General features: G+C 72.1%; 21 protein-coding genes and 3 pseudogenes. 7 read left to right on the top strand and 17 right to left on the bottom strand.

The window, feature by feature from the left end:
- Positions 1–4: 4 nt before the first annotated feature.
- Both ACFWUY_RS12395 and ACFWUY_RS12390 read right to left on the bottom strand, forming a co-directional pair.
- Positions 5–451, bottom strand: a complete 447-nt coding sequence (locus ACFWUY_RS12395; RefSeq protein ID WP_384106164.1) for a helix-turn-helix transcriptional regulator — start codon at positions 449–451, stop codon at positions 5–7.
- Positions 452–529: 78 nt separating this feature from the next.
- Positions 530–940, bottom strand: a complete 411-nt coding sequence (locus ACFWUY_RS12390) for a VOC family protein (protein ID WP_384106160.1) — start codon at positions 938–940, stop codon at positions 530–532.
- 198 nt (positions 941–1138) lie between these two features.
- Here ACFWUY_RS12390 and ACFWUY_RS12385 point away from each other — a divergent pair, with 198 nt between their 5' ends.
- Positions 1139–1402 (top strand): DUF6213 family protein, encoded by a 264-nt coding sequence (locus ACFWUY_RS12385; RefSeq protein WP_384106157.1) that lies wholly within the window; start codon positions 1139–1141, stop codon positions 1400–1402.
- Positions 1403–1425: 23 nt separating this feature from the next.
- On the opposite strand, the gene ACFWUY_RS12380 is transcribed toward ACFWUY_RS12385, so the two are convergent.
- The 3 genes from ACFWUY_RS12380 to mgrA all read right to left on the bottom strand — a co-directional run bounded on the left by ACFWUY_RS12380 (position 1426) and on the right by mgrA (position 4369).
- Positions 1426–1815 (bottom strand): DUF952 domain-containing protein, encoded by a 390-nt coding sequence (locus ACFWUY_RS12380; protein WP_384106519.1) that lies wholly within the window; start codon positions 1813–1815, stop codon positions 1426–1428.
- Positions 1812–2981: an amidinotransferase gene (locus tag ACFWUY_RS12375; RefSeq protein WP_384106154.1), complete on the bottom strand. Its 1170-nt coding sequence runs from the start codon at positions 2979–2981 to the stop codon at positions 1812–1814. Before ACFWUY_RS12375 ends, ACFWUY_RS12380 begins: the two co-directional genes overlap by 4 nt.
- A 395-nt stretch (positions 2982–3376) precedes the next feature.
- A complete protein-coding gene (gene mgrA / locus ACFWUY_RS12370) occupies positions 3377–4369 on the bottom strand; it encodes an L-glyceraldehyde 3-phosphate reductase (RefSeq protein WP_384106151.1) in 993 nt (330 codons plus the stop codon).
- A 132-nt stretch (positions 4370–4501) separates the two neighbouring features.
- Between mgrA and ACFWUY_RS12365 the strand changes: the two genes are divergently transcribed.
- Entirely contained in the window at positions 4502–5386 is an 885-nt protein-coding gene (locus tag ACFWUY_RS12365; RefSeq protein WP_384106148.1) for a LysR family transcriptional regulator, read from the top strand.
- Positions 5387–5462: 76 nt separating this feature from the next.
- Here ACFWUY_RS12365 and ACFWUY_RS12360 read toward each other — a convergent pair whose 3' ends face one another.
- The 4 genes and pseudogenes from ACFWUY_RS12360 to ACFWUY_RS12345 all read right to left on the bottom strand — a co-directional run bounded on the left by ACFWUY_RS12360 (position 5463) and on the right by ACFWUY_RS12345 (position 6845).
- Positions 5463–6017 (bottom strand): hypothetical protein, encoded by a 555-nt coding sequence (locus ACFWUY_RS12360; RefSeq protein ID WP_384106143.1) that lies wholly within the window; start codon positions 6015–6017, stop codon positions 5463–5465.
- A 66-nt stretch (positions 6018–6083) separates the two neighbouring features.
- Entirely contained in the window at positions 6084–6233 is a 150-nt protein-coding gene (locus ACFWUY_RS12355; protein ID WP_384106141.1) for a hypothetical protein, read from the bottom strand.
- A gap of 47 nt (positions 6234–6280) precedes the next feature.
- A pseudogene (locus tag ACFWUY_RS12350) lies at positions 6281–6511 on the bottom strand (sigma factor); the annotation flags it as partial.
- Positions 6512–6674: 163 nt separating this feature from the next.
- On the bottom strand, positions 6675–6845 hold the full coding sequence (locus tag ACFWUY_RS12345) for a hypothetical protein (protein ID WP_384106137.1): 171 nt from the start codon (positions 6843–6845) through the stop codon (positions 6675–6677).
- A gap of 195 nt (positions 6846–7040) precedes the next feature.
- On the opposite strand from ACFWUY_RS12345, the gene ACFWUY_RS12340 reads away from it, so the two are divergent.
- A complete protein-coding gene (locus ACFWUY_RS12340) occupies positions 7041–7256 on the top strand; it encodes a DUF6243 family protein (RefSeq protein ID WP_384106131.1) in 216 nt (71 codons plus the stop codon).
- A gap of 114 nt (positions 7257–7370) precedes the next feature.
- Here ACFWUY_RS12340 and ACFWUY_RS12335 read toward each other — a convergent pair.
- A pseudogene (locus ACFWUY_RS12335) lies at positions 7371–7672 on the bottom strand (TetR/AcrR family transcriptional regulator); the annotation flags it as partial.
- Between ACFWUY_RS12335 and ACFWUY_RS12330 the strand changes: the two are divergent.
- The gene (locus tag ACFWUY_RS12330; RefSeq protein ID WP_384106128.1) at positions 7626–8342 is read left to right on the top strand and encodes a hypothetical protein; all 717 of its coding nucleotides are present in this window, start codon (positions 7626–7628) and stop codon (positions 8340–8342) included. The pseudogene ACFWUY_RS12335 and the gene ACFWUY_RS12330 sit on opposite strands and share 47 nt — an antisense overlap.
- Before the next feature lie 395 nt (positions 8343–8737).
- On the opposite strand, the gene ACFWUY_RS12325 is transcribed toward ACFWUY_RS12330, so the two are convergent.
- Positions 8738–9400: a M15 family metallopeptidase gene (locus ACFWUY_RS12325; RefSeq protein WP_384106125.1), complete on the bottom strand. Its 663-nt coding sequence runs from the start codon at positions 9398–9400 to the stop codon at positions 8738–8740.
- Positions 9401–9411: 11 nt separating this feature from the next.
- The gene (locus ACFWUY_RS12320) at positions 9412–9960 is read right to left on the bottom strand and encodes a GNAT family N-acetyltransferase (protein ID WP_384106122.1); all 549 of its coding nucleotides are present in this window, start codon (positions 9958–9960) and stop codon (positions 9412–9414) included.
- 433 nt (positions 9961–10393) lie between these two features.
- Between ACFWUY_RS12320 and ACFWUY_RS12315 the strand changes: the two genes are divergently transcribed.
- Positions 10394–11122: a GNAT family N-acetyltransferase gene (locus ACFWUY_RS12315; protein ID WP_384106119.1), complete on the top strand. Its 729-nt coding sequence runs from the start codon at positions 10394–10396 to the stop codon at positions 11120–11122.
- 124 nt (positions 11123–11246) lie between these two features.
- On the opposite strand, the gene ACFWUY_RS12310 is transcribed toward ACFWUY_RS12315, so the two are convergent.
- Both ACFWUY_RS12310 and ACFWUY_RS12305 read right to left on the bottom strand, forming a co-directional pair.
- Positions 11247–12539 carry an alpha/beta hydrolase domain-containing protein gene (locus ACFWUY_RS12310; protein WP_384106116.1) on the bottom strand — a complete coding sequence of 431 codons (1293 nt, stop codon included), beginning with the start codon at positions 12537–12539 and terminating at the stop codon, positions 11247–11249.
- Between the two features lie 445 nt (positions 12540–12984).
- Complete coding sequence (locus ACFWUY_RS12305; protein ID WP_384106113.1) at positions 12985–13668, bottom strand: TetR/AcrR family transcriptional regulator C-terminal domain-containing protein; 684 nt, start codon at positions 13666–13668, stop codon at positions 12985–12987.
- Positions 13669–13785: 117 nt separating this feature from the next.
- On the opposite strand from ACFWUY_RS12305, the gene ACFWUY_RS12300 reads away from it, so the two are divergent.
- Positions 13786–14490, top strand: coding sequence for a DUF4386 domain-containing protein (locus ACFWUY_RS12300; protein ID WP_384106110.1), 705 nt, complete (start codon positions 13786–13788; stop codon positions 14488–14490).
- A gap of 30 nt (positions 14491–14520) precedes the next feature.
- Here ACFWUY_RS12300 and ACFWUY_RS12295 read toward each other — a convergent pair whose 3' ends face one another.
- Both ACFWUY_RS12295 and ACFWUY_RS12290 read right to left on the bottom strand, forming a co-directional pair.
- Positions 14521–15162: an alpha/beta fold hydrolase gene (locus ACFWUY_RS12295; protein WP_384106107.1), complete on the bottom strand. Its 642-nt coding sequence runs from the start codon at positions 15160–15162 to the stop codon at positions 14521–14523.
- Between the two features lie 343 nt (positions 15163–15505).
- Complete coding sequence (locus ACFWUY_RS12290; RefSeq protein WP_384106104.1) at positions 15506–15844, bottom strand: MerR family transcriptional regulator; 339 nt, start codon at positions 15842–15844, stop codon at positions 15506–15508.
- 1048 nt (positions 15845–16892) lie between these two features.
- Here ACFWUY_RS12290 and ACFWUY_RS12285 point away from each other — a divergent pair.
- A pseudogene (locus tag ACFWUY_RS12285) lies at positions 16893–17208 on the top strand (hypothetical protein); the annotation flags it as partial.
- 118 nt (positions 17209–17326) lie between these two features.
- Here ACFWUY_RS12285 and ACFWUY_RS12280 read toward each other — a convergent pair.
- Positions 17327–17496, bottom strand: a 170-nt coding sequence (locus tag ACFWUY_RS12280) for an SCO5918 family protein (RefSeq protein ID WP_384106517.1), incomplete at its 5' end; no start/stop codon positions are given.

Below are 17496 nucleotides of genomic sequence, written 5' to 3'. Positions count from 1 at the left end.
GGATTCACGCTAGGCGGGCGGTGCCCGCCGGTGCTTCTCGATTCCTGACGGGTCGCGTGACCTGCTTCGCCACGCAGGACGGCAGCCCGGCATCGCCGTCCGCGACCTGGCGCCGGTAGACGCTGGGCGGCACGCCGACGAGCTCGGTGAACCGGGTGCTGAAGGTGCCGAGAGAGGAGCAGCCGACCGTGAAGCAGACGTCGGTGACGCTGAGGTCGTCACGGTGCAGCAGGGCCATCGCGCGCTCGATGCGCCGCGTCATGAGGTAGGAGTACGGCGATTCGCCGTAGGCCTGCCGGAACTGCCGGCTGAGGTGCCCCGCCGACATGTTCACGCCGCGGGCGAGCGCCTCGACGTCCAGCGGCTGCGCGTACTCCCGGTCCATGCGGTCGCGGACACGGCGTAACCGCGCCAGGTCACTCAGGCGCTGAGCCTCGTTCAGTGCGCTCATCCAGGCAGGATGACACATCAGAAGAATCCTTTCAGCAGATCAGTGGAGCTGCCGGGCCCAGTGGATCGCCCCCTGGACTCAGCGGAGTTCCTGGATGCGGACGAGGTTGCCCGCGGGATCGCGGAAGGCGCAGTCGCGGATGCCGTACGGCTGCTCGGTCGGCTCCTGGACGACCTCGACGTCCGCCGCCTGCACCTTCTCGAAGGTGCCGTCGAGGTCGTGGGTGGCGAGCAGGATCCAGCCGTACGTGCCCTTGGCCATCATCTCGGCGATGGTGCGGCGCTCGGCTTCGGTGATCCCCGGGTCGGCCCCGGGCGGCGCGAGCAGGATCGACGTACCGGGCGGCCCGGCGGGTCCGACGGTGATCCAGCGGGTCCTGCCCTGTCCGACGTCGGTGCGCACCTCGAAGCCGAGGGCGTCGCGGTAGAAGGCGAGGGAGGCGTCCGGGTCGTCGTGCGGGAGAACGGTGGTGTGAATGGTGAGGTCCATGCCGCCAAGCTAGTGGCGCGGGGCCGGCCGTGCTTCTCGATTCCTGACGGGACACCGGACGAAACGGCCGGTCGGAGGGACGTCGGGCCGGAGGGACGCCGGGCCGGGCGGTGACGTGTAGCGCCGGCGGCCCCGGGCAGCCGCACCCCGAGGACGTCCCTTTCGGCACTTCCACTCCGCGGCGGAGGTCGGTACACCATGAACGCGTCGATACCCCTGGTCTACGCCTCGCGCGGGGAGCTGCTGATCCCCGCCACGAAGGTGACCGGTCTGCTCCGGCGGATCGCCGCCGGATGGCTGCGGTCGACGGAGACGGGCGAGACGGACCTCGATCCCGAGACCGTCGTCGCCCTGGTCCGGCAGTTGAGCGAACTGGCCGATCAGATCGACGTCGAGTGCATCGCGGTCAGACGCCCGGCGAGCGAGCCCCCGCCCCCGGGCGGCGGCCCCCGGAACCACTGAGGTCCGACCGGTCGACCGGTCCTTCAGTTCGGCTCGGCCGGTTCCTCCAGGTCACGGAGGCCCGTGGCCCGGCCGCTCTCGTCCCACTCGACCTCCAGGACCCGCGCGACGGCGCCCCGGTCGACCGGACCGAAGAGATGGGGGAAGAGGACGTCCGCGTCGACCCCGGGCGGCGGGGTCGGAGCCGCCGCCTCGAACTCGAGCCCGGACGTGAGCCGGTCCTCGTCGAGGAGCAGCGCCAGGAGCGGCCTGGCCGCGTCCCGGTAGAAGGCGTTGACGACCGCCAGGGTCGTCCCCGCGTCGGGGGAGCAGTGCACGAACCCGTCCTCCGCGAGGGAGGCGGGCGCGTACGGGACGTCGGGGCGGGCGCTCCACCCGGCCCACTCGGCGGAGGTCACGACGTGGTAGATCACGAGCCATTTTCCCACGGGCCGTTCTCCCACGGGCCCGTGTGCCGGGCGGCCGGCCGGTCGACGTAGGACTCCAGGGTGCCCCGGCGCCGTATGTCGAGCGTCGCGCAGTGGAACGAGCCGCCGAACGGCGCGTAGTGCTGGAGGTCGCACGGGATCGGCTCGAACCCCCAACGCTCGAGGGCGCGCAGCGTGTTGACGTGGTTCCGCTCCGCGATCACCCGCTTCTCGTCGATCATGAGGACGTTCATGCTGAGCCACTTCCCGCACATCGAGGTGAGCCTCAGCAGCCGCTCGTCGATCGGATCGGGTTCGGGGGCGACCAGGACGTCCCAGGAGTCGAGGACGTCGGGCAGGCGGTCGACGTCGACGTACTCGGGATTGACCAGCACCCTGCCGGGCGCCAGCGGGAGGAACGTCGTGTCGATGTGCATCGGCGTGCGGCAGCGGCTCTCGATCTCGTGGACGCGGTAGCCGGGGCCGAGGTGCCGGCGCAGCCAGGCGATGCCCATGCGGTTGGTGACGTTGCTCCGCGTGACGAAGAGGTCGCGTCCCGCGCGGACGAAGTCCGCCGCGTCGAAGACCGGCTCGAACTCGGTGAGGATGTAGCGCATGGGCTCGCCGTCCCCGGGGGTACGGAAGTCCGCGTCGAACAGTTCCTCGGTGAGCTGCGGCTTCGGCGCCGCCGTCCAGCGGGCGCCGCGCCGGAAGTAGTCCTTGACGAGCGCGCGGTACGAGTCGGCCTCGAAGTACCGGCACGGCCAGGCCGTCGGCGTCTCGATGATCTCGTCGCCGATGACGAGGAGGACGTCACGCGGGCAGGCGTTGCAGAAGCCCCGGGCGGACCAGTGGGGGGTGCTGAAGCGGTGCTTGTGGTCGGCCACGTCCGGCCGCCTGACGGTGACGCCGAGTGACCGCAGGAGGGCGATGAACCCGTCGAGTTCCTCCTGGGCCCGCTCGACCAGCATGCGCGGATACCGGAAACCGGCGGAGAGGCCCTGCCACCGCGCCGCCCACGGCGGGACGTTGCAGGTCACGACCGGATGGCTGGAGGGGATCGTCGCGCCTTCGAGACGCCCGACGACGACCTCCTCCAGCGGGTCCCACTCGTTGTGCGAGCCGACCGGCGAGACGCGAGGGGCCGACGTGGTCGGGAGAGGGGACGGCATCGGCGTCGGCGTCAGCGGGGGAGTCTGCGTCCGAGGTGCTGGCACGGTCGCCTCCTGGTGTCGGGCGGGCAGCCCCCGACGGGTGACCGGCCGACCGTGGACGGGCCACCGCCGGGGTTCCGGGACGACACCGGTGGTTCCGGGACGACACCGGTGGTCCCGGGGGCCGGTGGCCTCCCCGGCGCCGCCGCTGCCGCCGCTGCCGCCGCCGTGTACGAGGTGCTTGGGGCGGCTTCCCTGTTCTCCCTCGGGCCATGCGCGCGAAAGGGGCGGAGCGCCGCCGCCCCGACTCGTACGGCCCCGACCGCCCCGACCCGCACGGCCTCCGCCGCCCCGATTCGCACAGCTCCGTCCGCCCCGCCCCGTACGGTCCCGACCGTCCCGCCCCGTACCGCTCAGAGGCGGACGGCCGCGTCGATGCGGGCCAGTTCCTCGGCGTCGAAGTCGAGGTTGCCGACGGCGGCCACGCTGTCCTCCAGCTGGCGCACGCTGCTCGCGCCGATCAGGGCGGAGGTCACCCGGCCGCCGCGCAGCACCCAGGCGAGGGCGAGCTGGGCCAGGTTCTGGCCTCGGGTCTTCGCGATGTCGTCCAGGGCCCGCAGCCGGGCCACCAGGTCCTCGGTGACGGCGTCCCGGTTCAGGAAGGGGCTGTCGCTCGCGGCCCGCGAGTCCTCGGGGATGCCGTCCAGGTAGCGCCCGGTGAGCAGGCCCTGCTCCAGCGGGGAGTAGGCGATGGAGCCGACCCGGAGCTCGTCGAGCGCGTCGAGGAGGCCCTCGTCCTCCGGTCGCCGGTCGAGCATCGAGTAGCGCGGCTGGTGGATCAGCAGCGGGGTGCCGAGCTCGCCGAGGATGCGGGCGGCCTCGCGGGTCTGTTCGGCCGAGTAGTTGGAGACGCCGACGTAGAGGGCCTTGCCCTGCTGGACGGCGGAGTGCAGGGCGCCCATCGTCTCCTCCAGCGGAGTCTCAGGGTCGAAGCGGTGCGAGTAGAAGACGTCGACGTGGTCGAGTCCCAGCCGCGTCAGGCTCTGGTCGAGCGACGCGAGGAGGTACTTGCGCGAGCCCCATTCGCCGTACGGCCCCGGCCACATCAGGTAACCGGCCTTGGTGGAGACGATCAGCTCGTCGCGGTGGGGCGCGAGGTCCGTCCGCAGGACCTCGCCGAGGGCGGACTCGGCGGCGCCGGGCGGCGGGCCGTAGTTGTTCGCCAGGTCGAAGTGGGTGATCCCGAGGTCGAAGGCGCGGAGCAGGATGGCGCGCTGGGTCTCGGCGGGACGGTCGGGCCCGAAGTTGTGCCACAGGCCGAGCGACAGCGCGGGCAGCTTCAGGCCGCTGCGTCCGGTGCGCCGGTAGGGCATGTCGGCGTAACGGCCGGGGTGTGCGGTGTACAACGCGACTCCAGGGGCTCCGGGGATGAGGGGAGAGGCGTCCAATCTCCTCCGGCCTCCGGCCATGCGTCCAACAGGAGAATCCGATGGAATTCAGCGATCGGACTTCTCAATCGGCGGTTAGGCTCCTCCCTCATGGAACTGCGCCACCTCCAGCACTTCGTCGCCGTCGCCGAGGACCGGCACTTCACCCGGGCCGCCGAACGGCTGCTGGTGTCCCAGTCGGGCCTGTCGGCGTCGATCCGGGCCCTGGAGCGTGAGCTGCGGGCGCCGCTGTTCGTACGGACCACCCGGCGGGTGACGCTGACGGAGGCGGGACGGGCACTCCTCGGCGAGGCGCGGCGGATCCTGGCCCAGGTGCGGTCCGCGCACGAGGCCGTGGCCGCCGTGCAGGGGGTGCTGCGCGGGACGCTCGCCCTCGGCACGGAACAGTGCATCGCGGGGGTGCGGACGCCGGGCCTCCTCGCCGCGTTCCGGCGGCGGCACCCGGACGTGGAGATCCGGCTGCGGCAGTCGGGCTCGCCCGACCTGGCCGAGGAGGTCATGGCCGGACGGCTCGACCTGGCCTTCGCGTACCGCACGAGGGCCGACTCCGACCAGCTGCGCTCGGTGTCGCTGGCGGCCGAGCCGATGACCCTGCTGTGCCACCCGGAGCACCCGCTCGCCACGGCGGGGCCGGCGCTCTCGCCCCAGGACGTCGCCGGAGAGGTCTTCGTCGACTTCCACCCGGACTGGGGGCCGCGACGGGCGACGGACGCCGCGTTCGCCGCCGCGGGGGTACGCCGGACGGTGGCCCTGGAGGTGAACGACGTCCACAGCCTGCTCGACCTGGTGGACGAGAACCTCGGCGTCGCCGCCGTACCGCAGCACTTCCGCCACAAGCGCGGGTCCCTGACCGCCACTCCCGTGAAGGGCACGGGCGACGCGGTCTACGAGACGGTGGCCCTGCTCCCGCCCCCGGACATCACGAGCCCCGCCGCCCGCGCCCTGATGACCCTCCTGGAGACGGACGACCTCTGACCCGGACGGCGGCCACCGGTCGCCGATCGCCGGTTGTCGGATGCCGTCGGCGGTCATCCGGCTCGGCCGCCCTCCCTCAACAGCTGTCCCACCCGGTGCCGTCGACCGCCGCGGTGGCGGACAGCCCGTAGCCGGATCCGGAGTCGAACTCGGGGCCGGGGGGCTGGTCCTCGAACTCGACGTACTCGGGGGTCAGGAAGAACACGTTCAGTGCCTTCATGTCCCCGTCCTCGGCCGTGCCTCTGGTGAAGCACAGGCCGGCGGGCACCCCGGGCGCAGCAGGCACGGCGGGGTCCTCGGTGACCAGCTTCCAGCCGTCGCGCTCCGCCGCCGTCCGGTAGTGCTGGAGCACCTGGGCACGGGTGCCGGGAAAGGCGTAGATCCGGTCGGCGTGCAGCCAGACGTCACCGCTGTCCTCGGTGCAGCCGGAATTCACTTCCGGGTAGTCCCGGGGAACGGCCGCTCCGGCGGGCCGGGAGTCGAGTATCCCGAGTGACCCCAACTCCTCGACCCGTGCCTCGCTCCCCTCGCACGACTGGAGGAGCGAACCCGAGGAGCAGCCGGTCAGCCCTCCGCCCACCAGCACGGCCGCCAGGAACAAGACGGCCGGACGACTCTTGCGCGGGAGCATGCCGCAGGCCTTCCGATCGGGAGACGAGGGGGGCGGGGCGACGCCTGTCGCGACGGGCCGGCCCACTCAGGACAGGAGGAGGTCCGGGATCTCCTTCAGCCAGTACTTCAGCCGGTGCCGGCGGCTGCAGAACCGCTTCGGGCGCCGCCACCGCCCGCGCTCGTCGAGAGGCCGGTGGCACTCCAGGCACCGCTTCACACGCGTCTGATCCCCCATGCGCGCGACTGTAGCGGCTCTCCGGCCAGGGGCAACGGGCGGCGCCCTGGCCGGAGGGCCGCATGGCCGGCCCCGGTCGTCGGGGCGGCCGGGGCAGACAGGTCCATCGGCAACGCCCGCCGCTTGCCGGCGGCGAGGGCGTCCAGGCACACGTTGGTGGCGATGCGGTACACCCACGACCGCAAGGACGACCTGCCCTCGAACCGCTCGGCGTTCTGCCAGGCCCGGACGAGGGCCTGCTGCACGGCGTCCTCGGCCTCCGCTTACGACCCCGGCATCCGGTAGCAGTAACGGGTCAACTCCCCCCGGTACGCCTCCAGTTCCTGCGTTGTCGCACCTGCTCCCGTGTCCACCGTGCCGTACTCCCCCGATCCCGTGCCCGACAGCCGCCCCGGCGCACAGGGAGGGCGCCGGGGCGGCTGCCGCAACGATATGCCCAGGTCATGGATCAAGGGCAGAGGCAGGAGCGATGCCCGCGGGCCGGACGGTGAGGGCCGTGTACACGAACCATGCGGCGATCTCGTGGAGGAGTACGAGCGGGACCGTCATGACCCACCGCAGACAGCCGTCGTCACCGGCCGTCCCGGCGGCGTCGGGCCGATCGGACGTCACGGGAGAGCTCCCTTCGCATCGTCGAAAGCGCTGGCGTGCGGGGCCGACGGAACCGGGTAACGTCTTCGCCATGTTCTTCCAGACGCCGATTTACGAGTGAGCGCGTGACGGGCCCCCGCTGACGTCCTTCGACGTCGCCGCCCGTACCCCACCGATGAATCCGTAGATCACTTCACCTCATGACCGGGAGAACCCGTGACCGACAGCAAGAACATCAACAACCCCGTGGGCCAGGGCGGCGGCCAGCGCAAGAAGCTGTCCCGCGCCGAACGCCAGAACAACGGTCCGCACCGCAACCTCGACCGTCAGGGTGCCGCGGACCGGAAGGCGGAGCTGGTGCGCAAGATGCGCGAGAAGACCGGCGCGGCCGAGGGCGCCGGGCAGACGGACGACGACACCGCACAGAGCTGACGCACCGCCGCCGCGGGGCGGCGCCGGCCGTGCGTAGAGCCGGGCCGGGCGCGCGACCGCCGGGAGGACGGGACGACGCGCCCAGGGCCGCCGGGTCTCGCCGGCCGGGTCGGATCAGGCGGGCGGGGCCGGCGGCCACTCCGGGGCGGGGTCCTCGGAGAACAGGGGGCGCAGGGTGCCGACCGCCGCGCCGATGCAGGTGTCCCGCAGCTCGGCGCGGGTGCGGTTCTCGCGCGTGAGCCAGTCCACGCACAGCACCTGGACGAACACGAGCCAGGCCTTCGGCGCCGCGGAGACGGCGGCGTACGTTCGTCGGCGAGCGGGAGCACACCGAGCAGACGTGAGCGCAGGGCGTCGAGTTCGTCCGTCATGATCGTTTGGCTGGCGGGCTCGCCCTCCAGTACCCGGCACCCGGCCTCCGGCGGCGAGCTGAGCGCGCAGAGGCCCCTGGCCCGGTCGGGGATCGACACCTTCGCGCCGAACCTGCTCGGATACGGGCTCTCGACGCGCTTCGAGGACGGACTCGACGACCCCGGCAACGCCGGCCTGCGGCGGTGCGGGGCGGACGGCAGCTGCGCCCACCCCGAGGGCTGCGACCGCACCCACAACCCACCGGCCTTCCCACTCGACCAGCAGGGATCCCTCCTCCTGGCCAATCCGCTCGACGGCGGGCGCGGTCCGCACTCCAGCAGCACCCGGTTCGCCCGTACCGACGTCTGGGGACGCGACATCCGCCAGGTCGTCGACGACGCCGTCGCCAGGGCCAGGCCCACGGGCGGCAAGGTGACCCTGGTCGGCTGCTCGCTCGGCGGGGTGCACGTCGGCCGCGCCCTGTACGCGGGCAACACCGTGGTGCCCGGAGCCGCCGCCATGCTCCGCAAGGTGAACCGCGTGGTCTTCCTGTCCTCGCTCTTCGGCTTCCCGACCGAAGAGGTGATCCCGCCGGGTGGTTTCACCACCTTCCCCCTCGCCGAGGACCCGATCGGACGCGGCTGGGGAGGGACCGAGCCCGGCAACCCGACGGGCCTCGGCCGCGCCCCACCTTCTCCACGTACGGCTGGAACGCCGACGTCGCGGGTCGGCTGACGCCGCCCACCCTGGTCATCCACGGTCCGGACGGCTCCGCCCCGTCCGCGCCCGCCAACGCGACCGCCGTCTACGACCCGCTGCCCGCGACGATGACGAACAAGGCGCTGGTCCATGTGGCGTGCGCGAGCCACGACTTGATGATGGAGGGCTGCACCGGTGAGCGGTGCATGCCGGAGAACGGCGCCGTCTACGGCGGTCGCCCCGGAGAGCCCTGGTCCGGCCCGCACGCCACGGTCAAGGCCGCCCTGACCGAGTGGATCAGGAGCGGCACCTTCAACGGCGCCGGAACCGGCCGCTTCATCGTCGACGAAAGCGGTGTGGCCACCCCACCGGCCAGTGCTGTGACCGCGTGCTCGTCCCACTGCTCGGGGCAGGACGGAAGAGCTGGTCGGTCAGCTGCGCGGGTCGAGCTCCTTGGGTCCGTAGAGGGCCGCGGCCTTTCCCGTGAGCAGGGCCCAGTAGCGGTCCCCGAAGGACCAGTGCCACCACTCGGTGGGGTAGTTCACCAGCCCCGCGGCCGTGAGGACGGTGCCCAGCAGCTTCCGGTTGGCGCGGGCCTCCTCGCCGATGTTCGCGGCGTGGGTGTAGCAGGCGCCCGCGCTCTCCTCCGGGTTCGCGTTCATACGCGTTCCCAGGTCCAGCTCGTGCCCGTCGGCATCGGCGAGGGTGAGGTCGACGGCCGCGCCGGCGCTGTGCGGAGCGATGTCGGGGGGCGACACGTACCTGCTCGCCGCCGAGTGGATCCGATCGGCGGACCATTCGGGATGGGCGGCTCGCAGCTGTCCGGCGTACTCCTCGAAGTACTCCCGCTGGAGGGAAGGCGGTCGGTATCCCTCGACGAACAGCAGCCGGATGCCCACCGGCAGCATCGTCTGTGCGGCGAGCAGCCGCTCCAGCACGCCTTCCCGCAGGTGGGCGAAGGCGTCCGCCGGGTCCTGTTTGCGGGTGTCGACGAGCAGCCGGCCGCCGAGGCGGACGTCCACGAGGCGTTCGCCGGACTCGGCCACGGGCACGGCGGTGACCTTCGGGTCCGACATCAGCACGATCTCGCTCATGGTGCCGCCCCTCATCCGGCCGGCGTGGCCGGGTGGCGCACGCCGAACCACTGCTCGGCGCCGTACTCCTCGAACCGCTCGACCTCGGTGAAGCCCAGCTTCGCCGCGAGGCGCATCGCGCGGTCGTTGGCGCTCCGGGTGGAGAGCACCACCGGTTCGCCGGGGCGCGCGCCGGTGAACCAGTCGAGTGCCGCCGCGCACGCCTCGAAGGCGTACCCGCGGCCCCATGTCTCCGGCAGGAACAGGTAGCCGAGTTCGGCCTCCCCGGCCGCGGGGCGGACGTGCCCCCGGCGCTCGGCACCGCGGGGGTCGAGCGTGATCATGCCGATCATCGTTCCGTCGCGTGCGACCACGAAACAGCCGGGGCGTCGGCCCGGCACTTCGGGCACCGTGCGTTCGAGTTCGTCGCGAGGCCGGGCGCCACCGATGTAGGTGCCCACCTCGGGCGAGGCGAACAGCTCGACGAACGCCGCGCGGTCCCGGGCCTCGGACGCGCGGAGCACGAGCCGTTCGGTCGGTATCGGGACGGGCGGCCAGGCGAAGGTTCCGGCTTCGATCATGGCGGGGAACCTATCCCACGCCCCGCGAGGACGAACGGCGGAGAAGCCCGGCTCCTGCCTGGCGATCTCCTCCAGGTCGCTTCGAGCGGAACGGCCCGGCGCAAGGCCACCGGCCGCGAGCCGCTGGACGAGGCGGAGGCAGCGCAGATCGAACAGCTCGGCATCCACCGGCTCGCCCTGGGCTGACTTCCGCGCCCGCCCGCACCCCTGCGAAACGATGCCGATCGCGTCCTGAGCCCGTCCGCCCGCCGGTACGGAACACGGAGCCGCTCGAAGCTCGCCAGGTGTCCCGGTCCGGAGGCGTCCCGGCCCGGAGGTGCCCCAGTCGGCCCGCATCGAATTGGCCCGTGCGATGGGCCGATTGCGCACTACCGTGGGCGTAATGACAACAAGATCTGCTTCGGCCGACCGGTCCACGCCCACGCCCACGTCCGTGGCCTTGGCCGAGGCGCCGATGCGTCAGGCCCGTAACTCCGCCGCCCTGTGGATCGCGACCGGCCGATGCCGGGGGCATGAGGTCGTCCGACGCCGCGGATTCGTCGCGGTCGACGGCGACGGGCGTGCCGGCCTGCGGGTCCTGATCCAGGAGCCCGACCTGGACCCGGGCGAACTGGCCGAGTTGAGCGAGCTGGTCCGCCGGGCCGCGGGTCCGGTGAACGCCGAGGATCCGTTCAGCTCGACCGACCTGAGCCACCTGGGCATGCGCAGCTGGCAGATGCCGGTCATGCTGCGCCCGCCGGGGCCCGTCGGTGAACCGGTGCTGGACGTGATCCGGGTACGACGGCCCGAGGACCTCCAGGCGGCCGAGCGGATCGTGATCGAGGGCTTCGAGCTGGCCGGATTCGAGCCCTACCGCCCCGGCGAGCTGTTCCCGATGGCGCTGATCGGGCAGCCGGGCGTGGACGTGTTCGTCGCCCTGCACGACGGCGTGGCCGCGGGAGCCTGCGTCAGCGTCGTGGACGACGGCATCGGCAGCCACTACTGGGTCGGTACTTCGCCGGCCTTCCGGTCGCGTGGTGTGGGGCGGGCCGTCATGCTCGGCGCCCTCGCCCACCTGGCGGACCTGCCGGTCACCCTCACCGCTTCGAAGCTGGGCAGGCCGCTGTACGAGTCTCTGGGGTACACCGTCGCGGCGCCCTCGACCTGGTGGGCCTCCCCGTGACACCGCCGCGCCGGTAGGCCCTGGCATGTCGAGGACGGTGGCCAGGTCGCGGCACGGCCGCCCGACAGCCGCGACGACCCGGGCCGCGGCCCGGTCCGGTCCGGTCGGAGTCGCAGGAGTGAGGTCACGGTGCGGGGCAGGGCGTGATCGCGACGAACTGCGCATAGTGGTCGCGATACGTCTCCGTGTACGTCTTCGGCGGGCACAGCGCCGCACGCCGCCGCATGTCGCGGGCGTCCTCCTGCAGGACGTAACCGGCCCTCAGGTAGGCACGGACCTTGGTGTCGAACGCCCTGCGGTACGCCCCGTGGTCGGGGAAGCCGAGCCGCCGCACGGTGCGTACGTCCTCGTAGCGGCCGATGAAGCCGGCGATGAACCGGGCTTCGCCGAGTTCGACGAACGGCAGGCGCGGCACGATCCGTCCGGTGCGGTCCTCGGTGATCGCGTTGCCGCGCGTGTCGCGGACGACGGCGCCGTCCACGGTCTTCAGCCGGGTGCTGGTGGGGGGCGCCGACCCCTTGCGCACCCAGTCGTGCCCCTGGAGGAAGTGCGCGCGCAGTGCGGGCACGAAGGTGGCCGGCGTGGAGCGCGCGGTGGACAGGCCGGCCGGGTTGTCGGCGAGCAGATCCGGTACGTGAGGGGTGCCGGCGACGACGTGGAAGCGGTACTTCTGCGGGGCGACGCCCCGGTCGGTCAGGGTGGAGGAGTCGTCGGCCTCCGAGTTCAGGACGACGACCTTCCCCCCGTACCGGCCGGCGGTGATGTCCGCCTGCGGGTCGAAGGTGTCCGTGGTGAACGGCATCGCGAGGTCGAAGACGCCCGAGGCGTCGCCCGACGCGATCAGCCGGAGAACGGGGTACGAGCTGTCGGAGAAGCCCGTGACGTACCTCCGGGACACCGTGCCCACCGTCTCCTGGACGCGGGACAGGGCCTTGCCGAACTCGGTGACGATCTCGTCGTCGACCCGCTCCCCCTCCTCCTCGAAGCCGCCTTCGACGAAGGTCCCCGGCACGGACGGGTCGAGGACGCGGTTGCGCAGGGTGCTCCAGCCGATTCCGGCGTGGACGAAGCCACGGGAGAAGAGCAGCTCCGGACCGAGGTAGCCGTCGCGCGTGCCGAGGCCGACGGCGAAGTGGGACGGCTCCACGAGCACGGTGCCGTTGGTGCGGCGTGGGTTCTCCGGTGCGCTGATCTGGTACGGGACCCGGAACCGCCCCGTCGACGTCTCCCCTTCGAACACGCCGGCGTGCCGTACGTAACGGATGCCCCCGAACGTTCCGATCGGTGTGACGGCGCCGGGGACGAGGCGGTCGTCCCCGCCGACCGCTACGACGCCGGCCGCGGCGGCCTCCGGCGGGCGCGGTAGCGCCTCGGCGGCGGGTGCCAGGAGGGCCAGCCCGAGGACGGCCGGGAACACGGTCCGCAGAGCGGCACGGGCCGGGGGCCTGAGACGATGCCCGGAACGAGGCGGGAAACGATGACGGAACATCAGAGGCCCTCTTTCCTCACAGGAGTGCTGCCTGGCGCCGGGGGTGGTCCCACCTGGTGCGGGGCGCCGGTGCGAGGCGCCGGAGTCAGCCGACCACCTTCTGTCGCCGGCAGCCTTCCGGTCACGTCCGAAGGAGCGACCCACTGCGCCGTCCGGCTGACACCCTGGACGACGACGAAGCCCCGGGTCTCCGGCCCGGGGCTTCGCGGAAGAGCGGACGACGGGAATCGAACCCGCGCCACAAGCTTGGGAATCACCCGGTACTTGGGCGTCTGCAAGGCTCTGACCTGCCGGAACATTCACCGAGAGACCCACGTCGGCGGTTGGGCGAATGGGCCGGCGAGTTCGGCGGCAGGGCCGGTCGGTACGGGCGCTACGCCTTCCGCGCGGACGTCCAGCCCTGGCGGCGGAGGTTCTCGAAGCCGTCCAGGAGGAGGTCCAGGGCGAATTCGAACTCGAACTGGTCGTCGCAGCCGCCACCGACCGTGGAGCCCCCGTCGTGTGCGGCCGTCGCGGCCAGTTCCGCGATGTTCGGGTAGCGCGTCGCAAGGCCGGGGTCCGGCGGGCCGGAGGGGCCCGAGGTGTCGAACAGTTCCTGGCTGAAGCCGAGGAGGCGGCTGCCCATCGCGTGCATGACGTGGTGCGTGAGGTCGGCGGAGAGGCCGCCGTCCCGGAAGATCCCGGCCATCGAGTCCAGGTACGCGAGCACGGCCGGGGTGGGGCCGGTCCGCGACTCGATGACCCGGACCGCCCAGGGGTGGCGCAGCAGGACCCGCCGGGCCGAGAGGATCCGCCCGCGGACCACGCGCTGCCAGTCGGGGCCCGCGGCCGGCGGGTCGATCTCGCCGACGACGGCGTCGGCCATGCCGTCGAGCAGCTCCTCCTTGTTGGCCACGTGCTTGTAGAGGGCCATCGGTACGACGTCCAGCTCCTGCGCGAGCCTGCGCATGCTGAGCGCGTCGATGCCGGTGGCGTCGGCGAGCGCGACGGCGGCGCGCAGGACGCGGTCCCTGTTCAGGGGGATCCGTTGCGTGCGCGTGGCTTCCTGCCGGGTCATTCCGGTTCGGCCCCTTCCCTCCTCGACAGCCCTCTCCTTGACGAGTGTACGACGTACACCTACGATCGCTGTCAGGTGTACGGCGTACACCTCCATCGAGCGAGGGGTACAGAGAAGATGAATCCGGACCGGAGAACCGCGGTGGCCGCCGGGTCGCTGTTCCTGCTGACCGAGGCCGCCGCGATAGCCGGGGCGGTTCTGTACCGCCCCCTGCTGGGCGCGGCGGACGGCCGGCTCGCGCAGGGCGTCGACACGCGGGCCCTGCTCGGGGTGCTCTGCGAGGTGGTGCTGGTGGTGGCGGTGGCCGGCACCGGGGCGGCGCTGTTCCCCGTCCTGCGGCGCCACGGTGAGGGACTCGCGCTCGGGTACGCCTTCGGGCGACTCCTCGAGGCGGCCGTCATCGCCCTCGGGATCGTCGCCGTCCTGGCGCTCGTCACCCTGCGGCGGGACGCGGGGACGGCGGACGGCGCCGATGCCGCGCTGGTGGCCGTGCACGACTGGACGTTCCTGCTCGGGCCCAACATCGCCCTCGGCCTGAACACCGTCCTGCTCGCGTACCTGGCGTACCGCGCACGGCTCGTACCGCGCTTCATCGCCGTGCTCGGGCTGGTCGGCGGACCGCTGATCTGCGCCTCGGCCGTCGCCGTGATGTTCGGGGCCTACACGCAGCTCTCCGTGGCGGGGGCGGCCGCCGCGCTCCCGGTGTTCGCCTGGGAGCTGGGACTGGCCGGGTGGCTGATCGTCAGGGGGTTCGGGCCCGGCCCGGGCGCCGCGACCCGGGCGGAGGGAGAAGTGGCTGATCCGGCAGGTGTCCCTCGGTGAGGCGACCCGGCCCGACGGCCGTGCCGTCCGCTACGAAGCGACCGTGCCCTCGTCGCCGCCGCCACCGTTTCTCCCTGTCGTAGCCCTGTGCGTCGTAGCCCTGTGCGTCGACCGCGGCGGGGTCGGGGGAGTCGGCGTCCTCCATGAAGGACAGCATCCGGGCGTTGACCACGTCGGGGTGATGATCTCGGCGCGGGCTCCGGGGACGAGGCGCGGTACGCGTTCCAGCTGCCGCTTGGGGTGAACGAGCAGACTGTGCCTGCCCATGATGACGTAGAGCGGGGTCCGGATGGATCGCAGCGCGTCCTCGGCCAGCGGCAGCGGCGCGGGGCGGCGGATCCGGTACGCGCGGGCGCCGAGCTGGATCCACTCGCGCATCTCGGGGACGGCGATGACCGGCTGGTCCAGCCACTTGGCGAGCCGGGGACGCAGCGCCTTCGGGGCGAAGGTGGCGAACAGGCTCACGAAGACCCAGGCGAAGAAGCGCAGACCGACCCTCTCCAGGCCGCCGGGGTCGAGGGCGGTGACCGAGGCGAGCCGTCCGGGCCGCCGGTGGGCCTGGTTGAGCACCAGCCAGCCGCCGTAGGAGGAGCCGACGAGGTGGACCCGGTCGAGGCCGAGGGCGTCGAGGGCCTCGTCCATCCACTGGGCGGCGCGCTCGGGCTGCCACATGGGCTCGCGGTGGACGCCCCGACCTGCGCGACGAGGTGTCCTGACCGGCTCCGGTCCTGTACCGCCAACGAACAAGCCCCAGGTCGCTGACCTGGGGCTTCGTAAGTCCAGCCCCGCATGGCCCTGGTTGTCCGCCACACGGGCACGGACCGTGCGGAAGACGGAGGCGATCGCTCTGGTTCCTGCGGCACAGCACAGCAGGACGCCCACGCCGAAGGCGTGGGCAAGGGAACTTCCGAACCACGACAGCTAACGGGGACGGTACGCATCCGTGCACCCCGTCACCGGAAGGGCTCCTCCAAGTGGGAGCGGGCCGCGGAGGTATGGCGGGGCGCGCACCGTCTCAGGCCGCGGTCGGCGGGTCGGCCGCCCCGGCGGCGCGGCGGTATTCGGCGTTGATGCGCTGGGCTTCCTCGAGCTGGTCTTCCAGGACGATGATGCGGCAGGCCGCCTCGATGGGCGTTCCCTGGTCGACGAGTTCCCGGGCGCGGGCGGCGATGCGCAGCTGGTAGCGGGAGTAGCGGCGGTGGCCGCCCTCGGAGCGGAGCGGGGTGATCAGACGGGCTTCGCCGATGGCGCGGAGGAAGCCCTGGGTGGTGCCGATCATCTCGGCGGCCCGGCCCATCGTGTAGGCGGGGTAGTCGTCGTCGTCGAGACGGCCGTACGAGTCGTCTGCTGTCATTTGCACCTCTCTGTGAAACGCGTGGAGGGGCCCTGGTGCCGTACGGCACCAGGGCCCCGAAGGAACTTCTACACCACGTGCCGACCCTGATACTGCGCCGGCCTTCTGTGTCCGCGGACCTGACCTGACTGCTGTCGGGGGCGCGGGGATCGCGGTTGCTTGACCGGAGACCACCTCACTATCGATGTCCTGCGGTACCCGGACTCAGGACTTCCGTCCGGGCGATCCTGATGGTGCTTCGTTCCTCCGTTCTTCCCTCGGTGATCAACTTCCTACCATCGGGGTACTGCGCACTGCTGGTACTGCGTACTGCGGGTGATGCGAACTGCTGAGCGACCTGTGACAGCGTCACTCTTCGGCAGCCAGCCCCGTTGCCCGTCCTGCGTCTGCTCTGGCTTGGAACCCCACTGCCGAACTTCCCGGTGCGCGCGTCCGCAGCCGACGCCTTCACCGAGGTGCTGCTCACTGACTTCACTGCGGGGTACTGCGAACTGCGCTCACGGGTACCGCCACTGCCATCACGGCGGTCCCGTTCGGCGGCCCCTGATCACTGCGGGCCACCCGGTCCGGCCGCCAGCCCCGTCGCCGTCCTGCAACCACCCTGGCTTCGGAACTCCACCGCCGTACCGTCCTGCGTACTGCGACTACAGGTACTACTGCCCGGCAGTTCGTCTCTGCCGGGCCCTTCTGTCTCTCTGGCTACGAGAGAAACCCTAGCTACGCCATCCCTCAATGTCTACTCCAGCCGACATAGATTTTTGGATGCTCGGCCGTGAGGTAATCGACCTCGAACAGTGATGCGGGCGGGGCGTGGCGCGTGCGAGCCGAATGAACCGCCACATACCGGAGCGGATGCGGCAGGCGGAAAGGAACGGGCAGGACGATCCAGGGACCAAGGGGCCTGATGGGGACGATGGGCGTCGACGTCGCGACGGACCTGACCGCGCGCCCGGGCGGCATCGAGGTGGCCGTGCACGACCACAGTCCCCGTGCACCGCGCATGCGCATCCCCGACCTCGACGTCGGCGCCGGAGGCTTCGGCCGGCCCCTGGTCAACCGTCTCGCCACATCGACCGCGGTCGCCGGTGGCGCTGTCATCACCGGTCGGCCGGCACCCGAAGCGGTACGGAGGCAGCGGGTGTCGGAGGTCCTGGCGGACTCGGCCCGTCCGGGAGAGTTCTCCGCCGTCTTCACCGCTACGACGCGGGGGACGGGCCGCCCGCCTTCCGGGATCCCACCGTGCACTTCCCCACGGCGCGGATCCTTCGGAGCACGGTGGGATCCCGGAGACAGGTGGGATGGACCGCGTCTCGATCGCGGAAGTCAGGACCTGGACCATGGGCGACTTCAGCTGCTTCGATCACGGACCTCGCGCCCTTGGGGAAGCCCGCCCACCGATATGCGAGAGGGCCCGACCGGCGTGTGCCGGTCGGGCCCTCTTGGCTGTTCGGGTGTCAGTTCACGTCCGCCCGTGGGTGACGGTCAGGCCGCCGCCGGGGCACCGAGCAGCGCGGAGGCGTGCCGGATCGGGTCGAGCCCCCGGACGGGCGTGGTGGCCCGGGGCAGGTCGCGGCAGGTGAATCCGAGCTTGGCCATGGCCCGCATGACCTCGTCGGCGCTGAAGTCGCGGCGGTCCTGGCGGGTGATGACCT

This window comes from Streptomyces sp. NPDC058664, from assembly GCF_042716635.1.
Classification (GTDB): domain Bacteria; phylum Actinomycetota; class Actinomycetes; order Streptomycetales; family Streptomycetaceae; genus Streptomyces.
This window is presented reverse-complemented; position numbering and strand designations above follow the sequence as displayed.

Excerpts from the sequence above, each read along its gene's own strand:
- ACFWUY_RS12305 (WP_384106113.1), bottom strand. The coding sequence starts at position 13,668 with ATGACCCGGCAGGAAGCCACGCGCACGCAACGGATCCCCCTGAACAGG.
- ACFWUY_RS12325 (WP_384106125.1), bottom strand. The coding sequence starts at position 9,400 with ATGAGCGAGATCGTGCTGATGTCGGACCCGAAGGTCACCGCCGTGCCC.
- ACFWUY_RS12385 (WP_384106157.1), top strand. The coding sequence starts at position 1,139 with ATGAACGCGTCGATACCCCTGGTCTACGCCTCGCGCGGGGAGCTGCTG.
- ACFWUY_RS12365 (WP_384106148.1), top strand. The coding sequence starts at position 4,502 with ATGGAACTGCGCCACCTCCAGCACTTCGTCGCCGTCGCCGAGGACCGG.
- ACFWUY_RS12360 (WP_384106143.1), bottom strand. The coding sequence starts at position 6,017 with ATGCTCCCGCGCAAGAGTCGTCCGGCCGTCTTGTTCCTGGCGGCCGTG.
- ACFWUY_RS12295 (WP_384106107.1), bottom strand. The coding sequence starts at position 15,162 with ATGTGGCAGCCCGAGCGCGCCGCCCAGTGGATGGACGAGGCCCTCGAC.
- ACFWUY_RS12320 (WP_384106122.1), bottom strand. The coding sequence starts at position 9,960 with ATGATCGAAGCCGGAACCTTCGCCTGGCCGCCCGTCCCGATACCGACC.
- ACFWUY_RS12390 (WP_384106160.1), bottom strand. The coding sequence starts at position 940 with ATGGACCTCACCATTCACACCACCGTTCTCCCGCACGACGACCCGGAC.
- ACFWUY_RS12300 (WP_384106110.1), top strand. The coding sequence starts at position 13,786 with ATGAATCCGGACCGGAGAACCGCGGTGGCCGCCGGGTCGCTGTTCCTG.
- ACFWUY_RS12330 (WP_384106128.1), top strand. The coding sequence starts at position 7,626 with ATGATCGTTTGGCTGGCGGGCTCGCCCTCCAGTACCCGGCACCCGGCC.
- ACFWUY_RS12355 (WP_384106141.1), bottom strand. The coding sequence starts at position 6,233 with ATGGGGGATCAGACGCGTGTGAAGCGGTGCCTGGAGTGCCACCGGCCT.
- ACFWUY_RS12290 (WP_384106104.1), bottom strand. The coding sequence starts at position 15,844 with ATGACAGCAGACGACTCGTACGGCCGTCTCGACGACGACGACTACCCC.
- ACFWUY_RS12375 (WP_384106154.1), bottom strand. The coding sequence starts at position 2,981 with ATGCCGTCCCCTCTCCCGACCACGTCGGCCCCTCGCGTCTCGCCGGTC.
- ACFWUY_RS12395 (WP_384106164.1), bottom strand. The coding sequence starts at position 451 with ATGAGCGCACTGAACGAGGCTCAGCGCCTGAGTGACCTGGCGCGGTTA.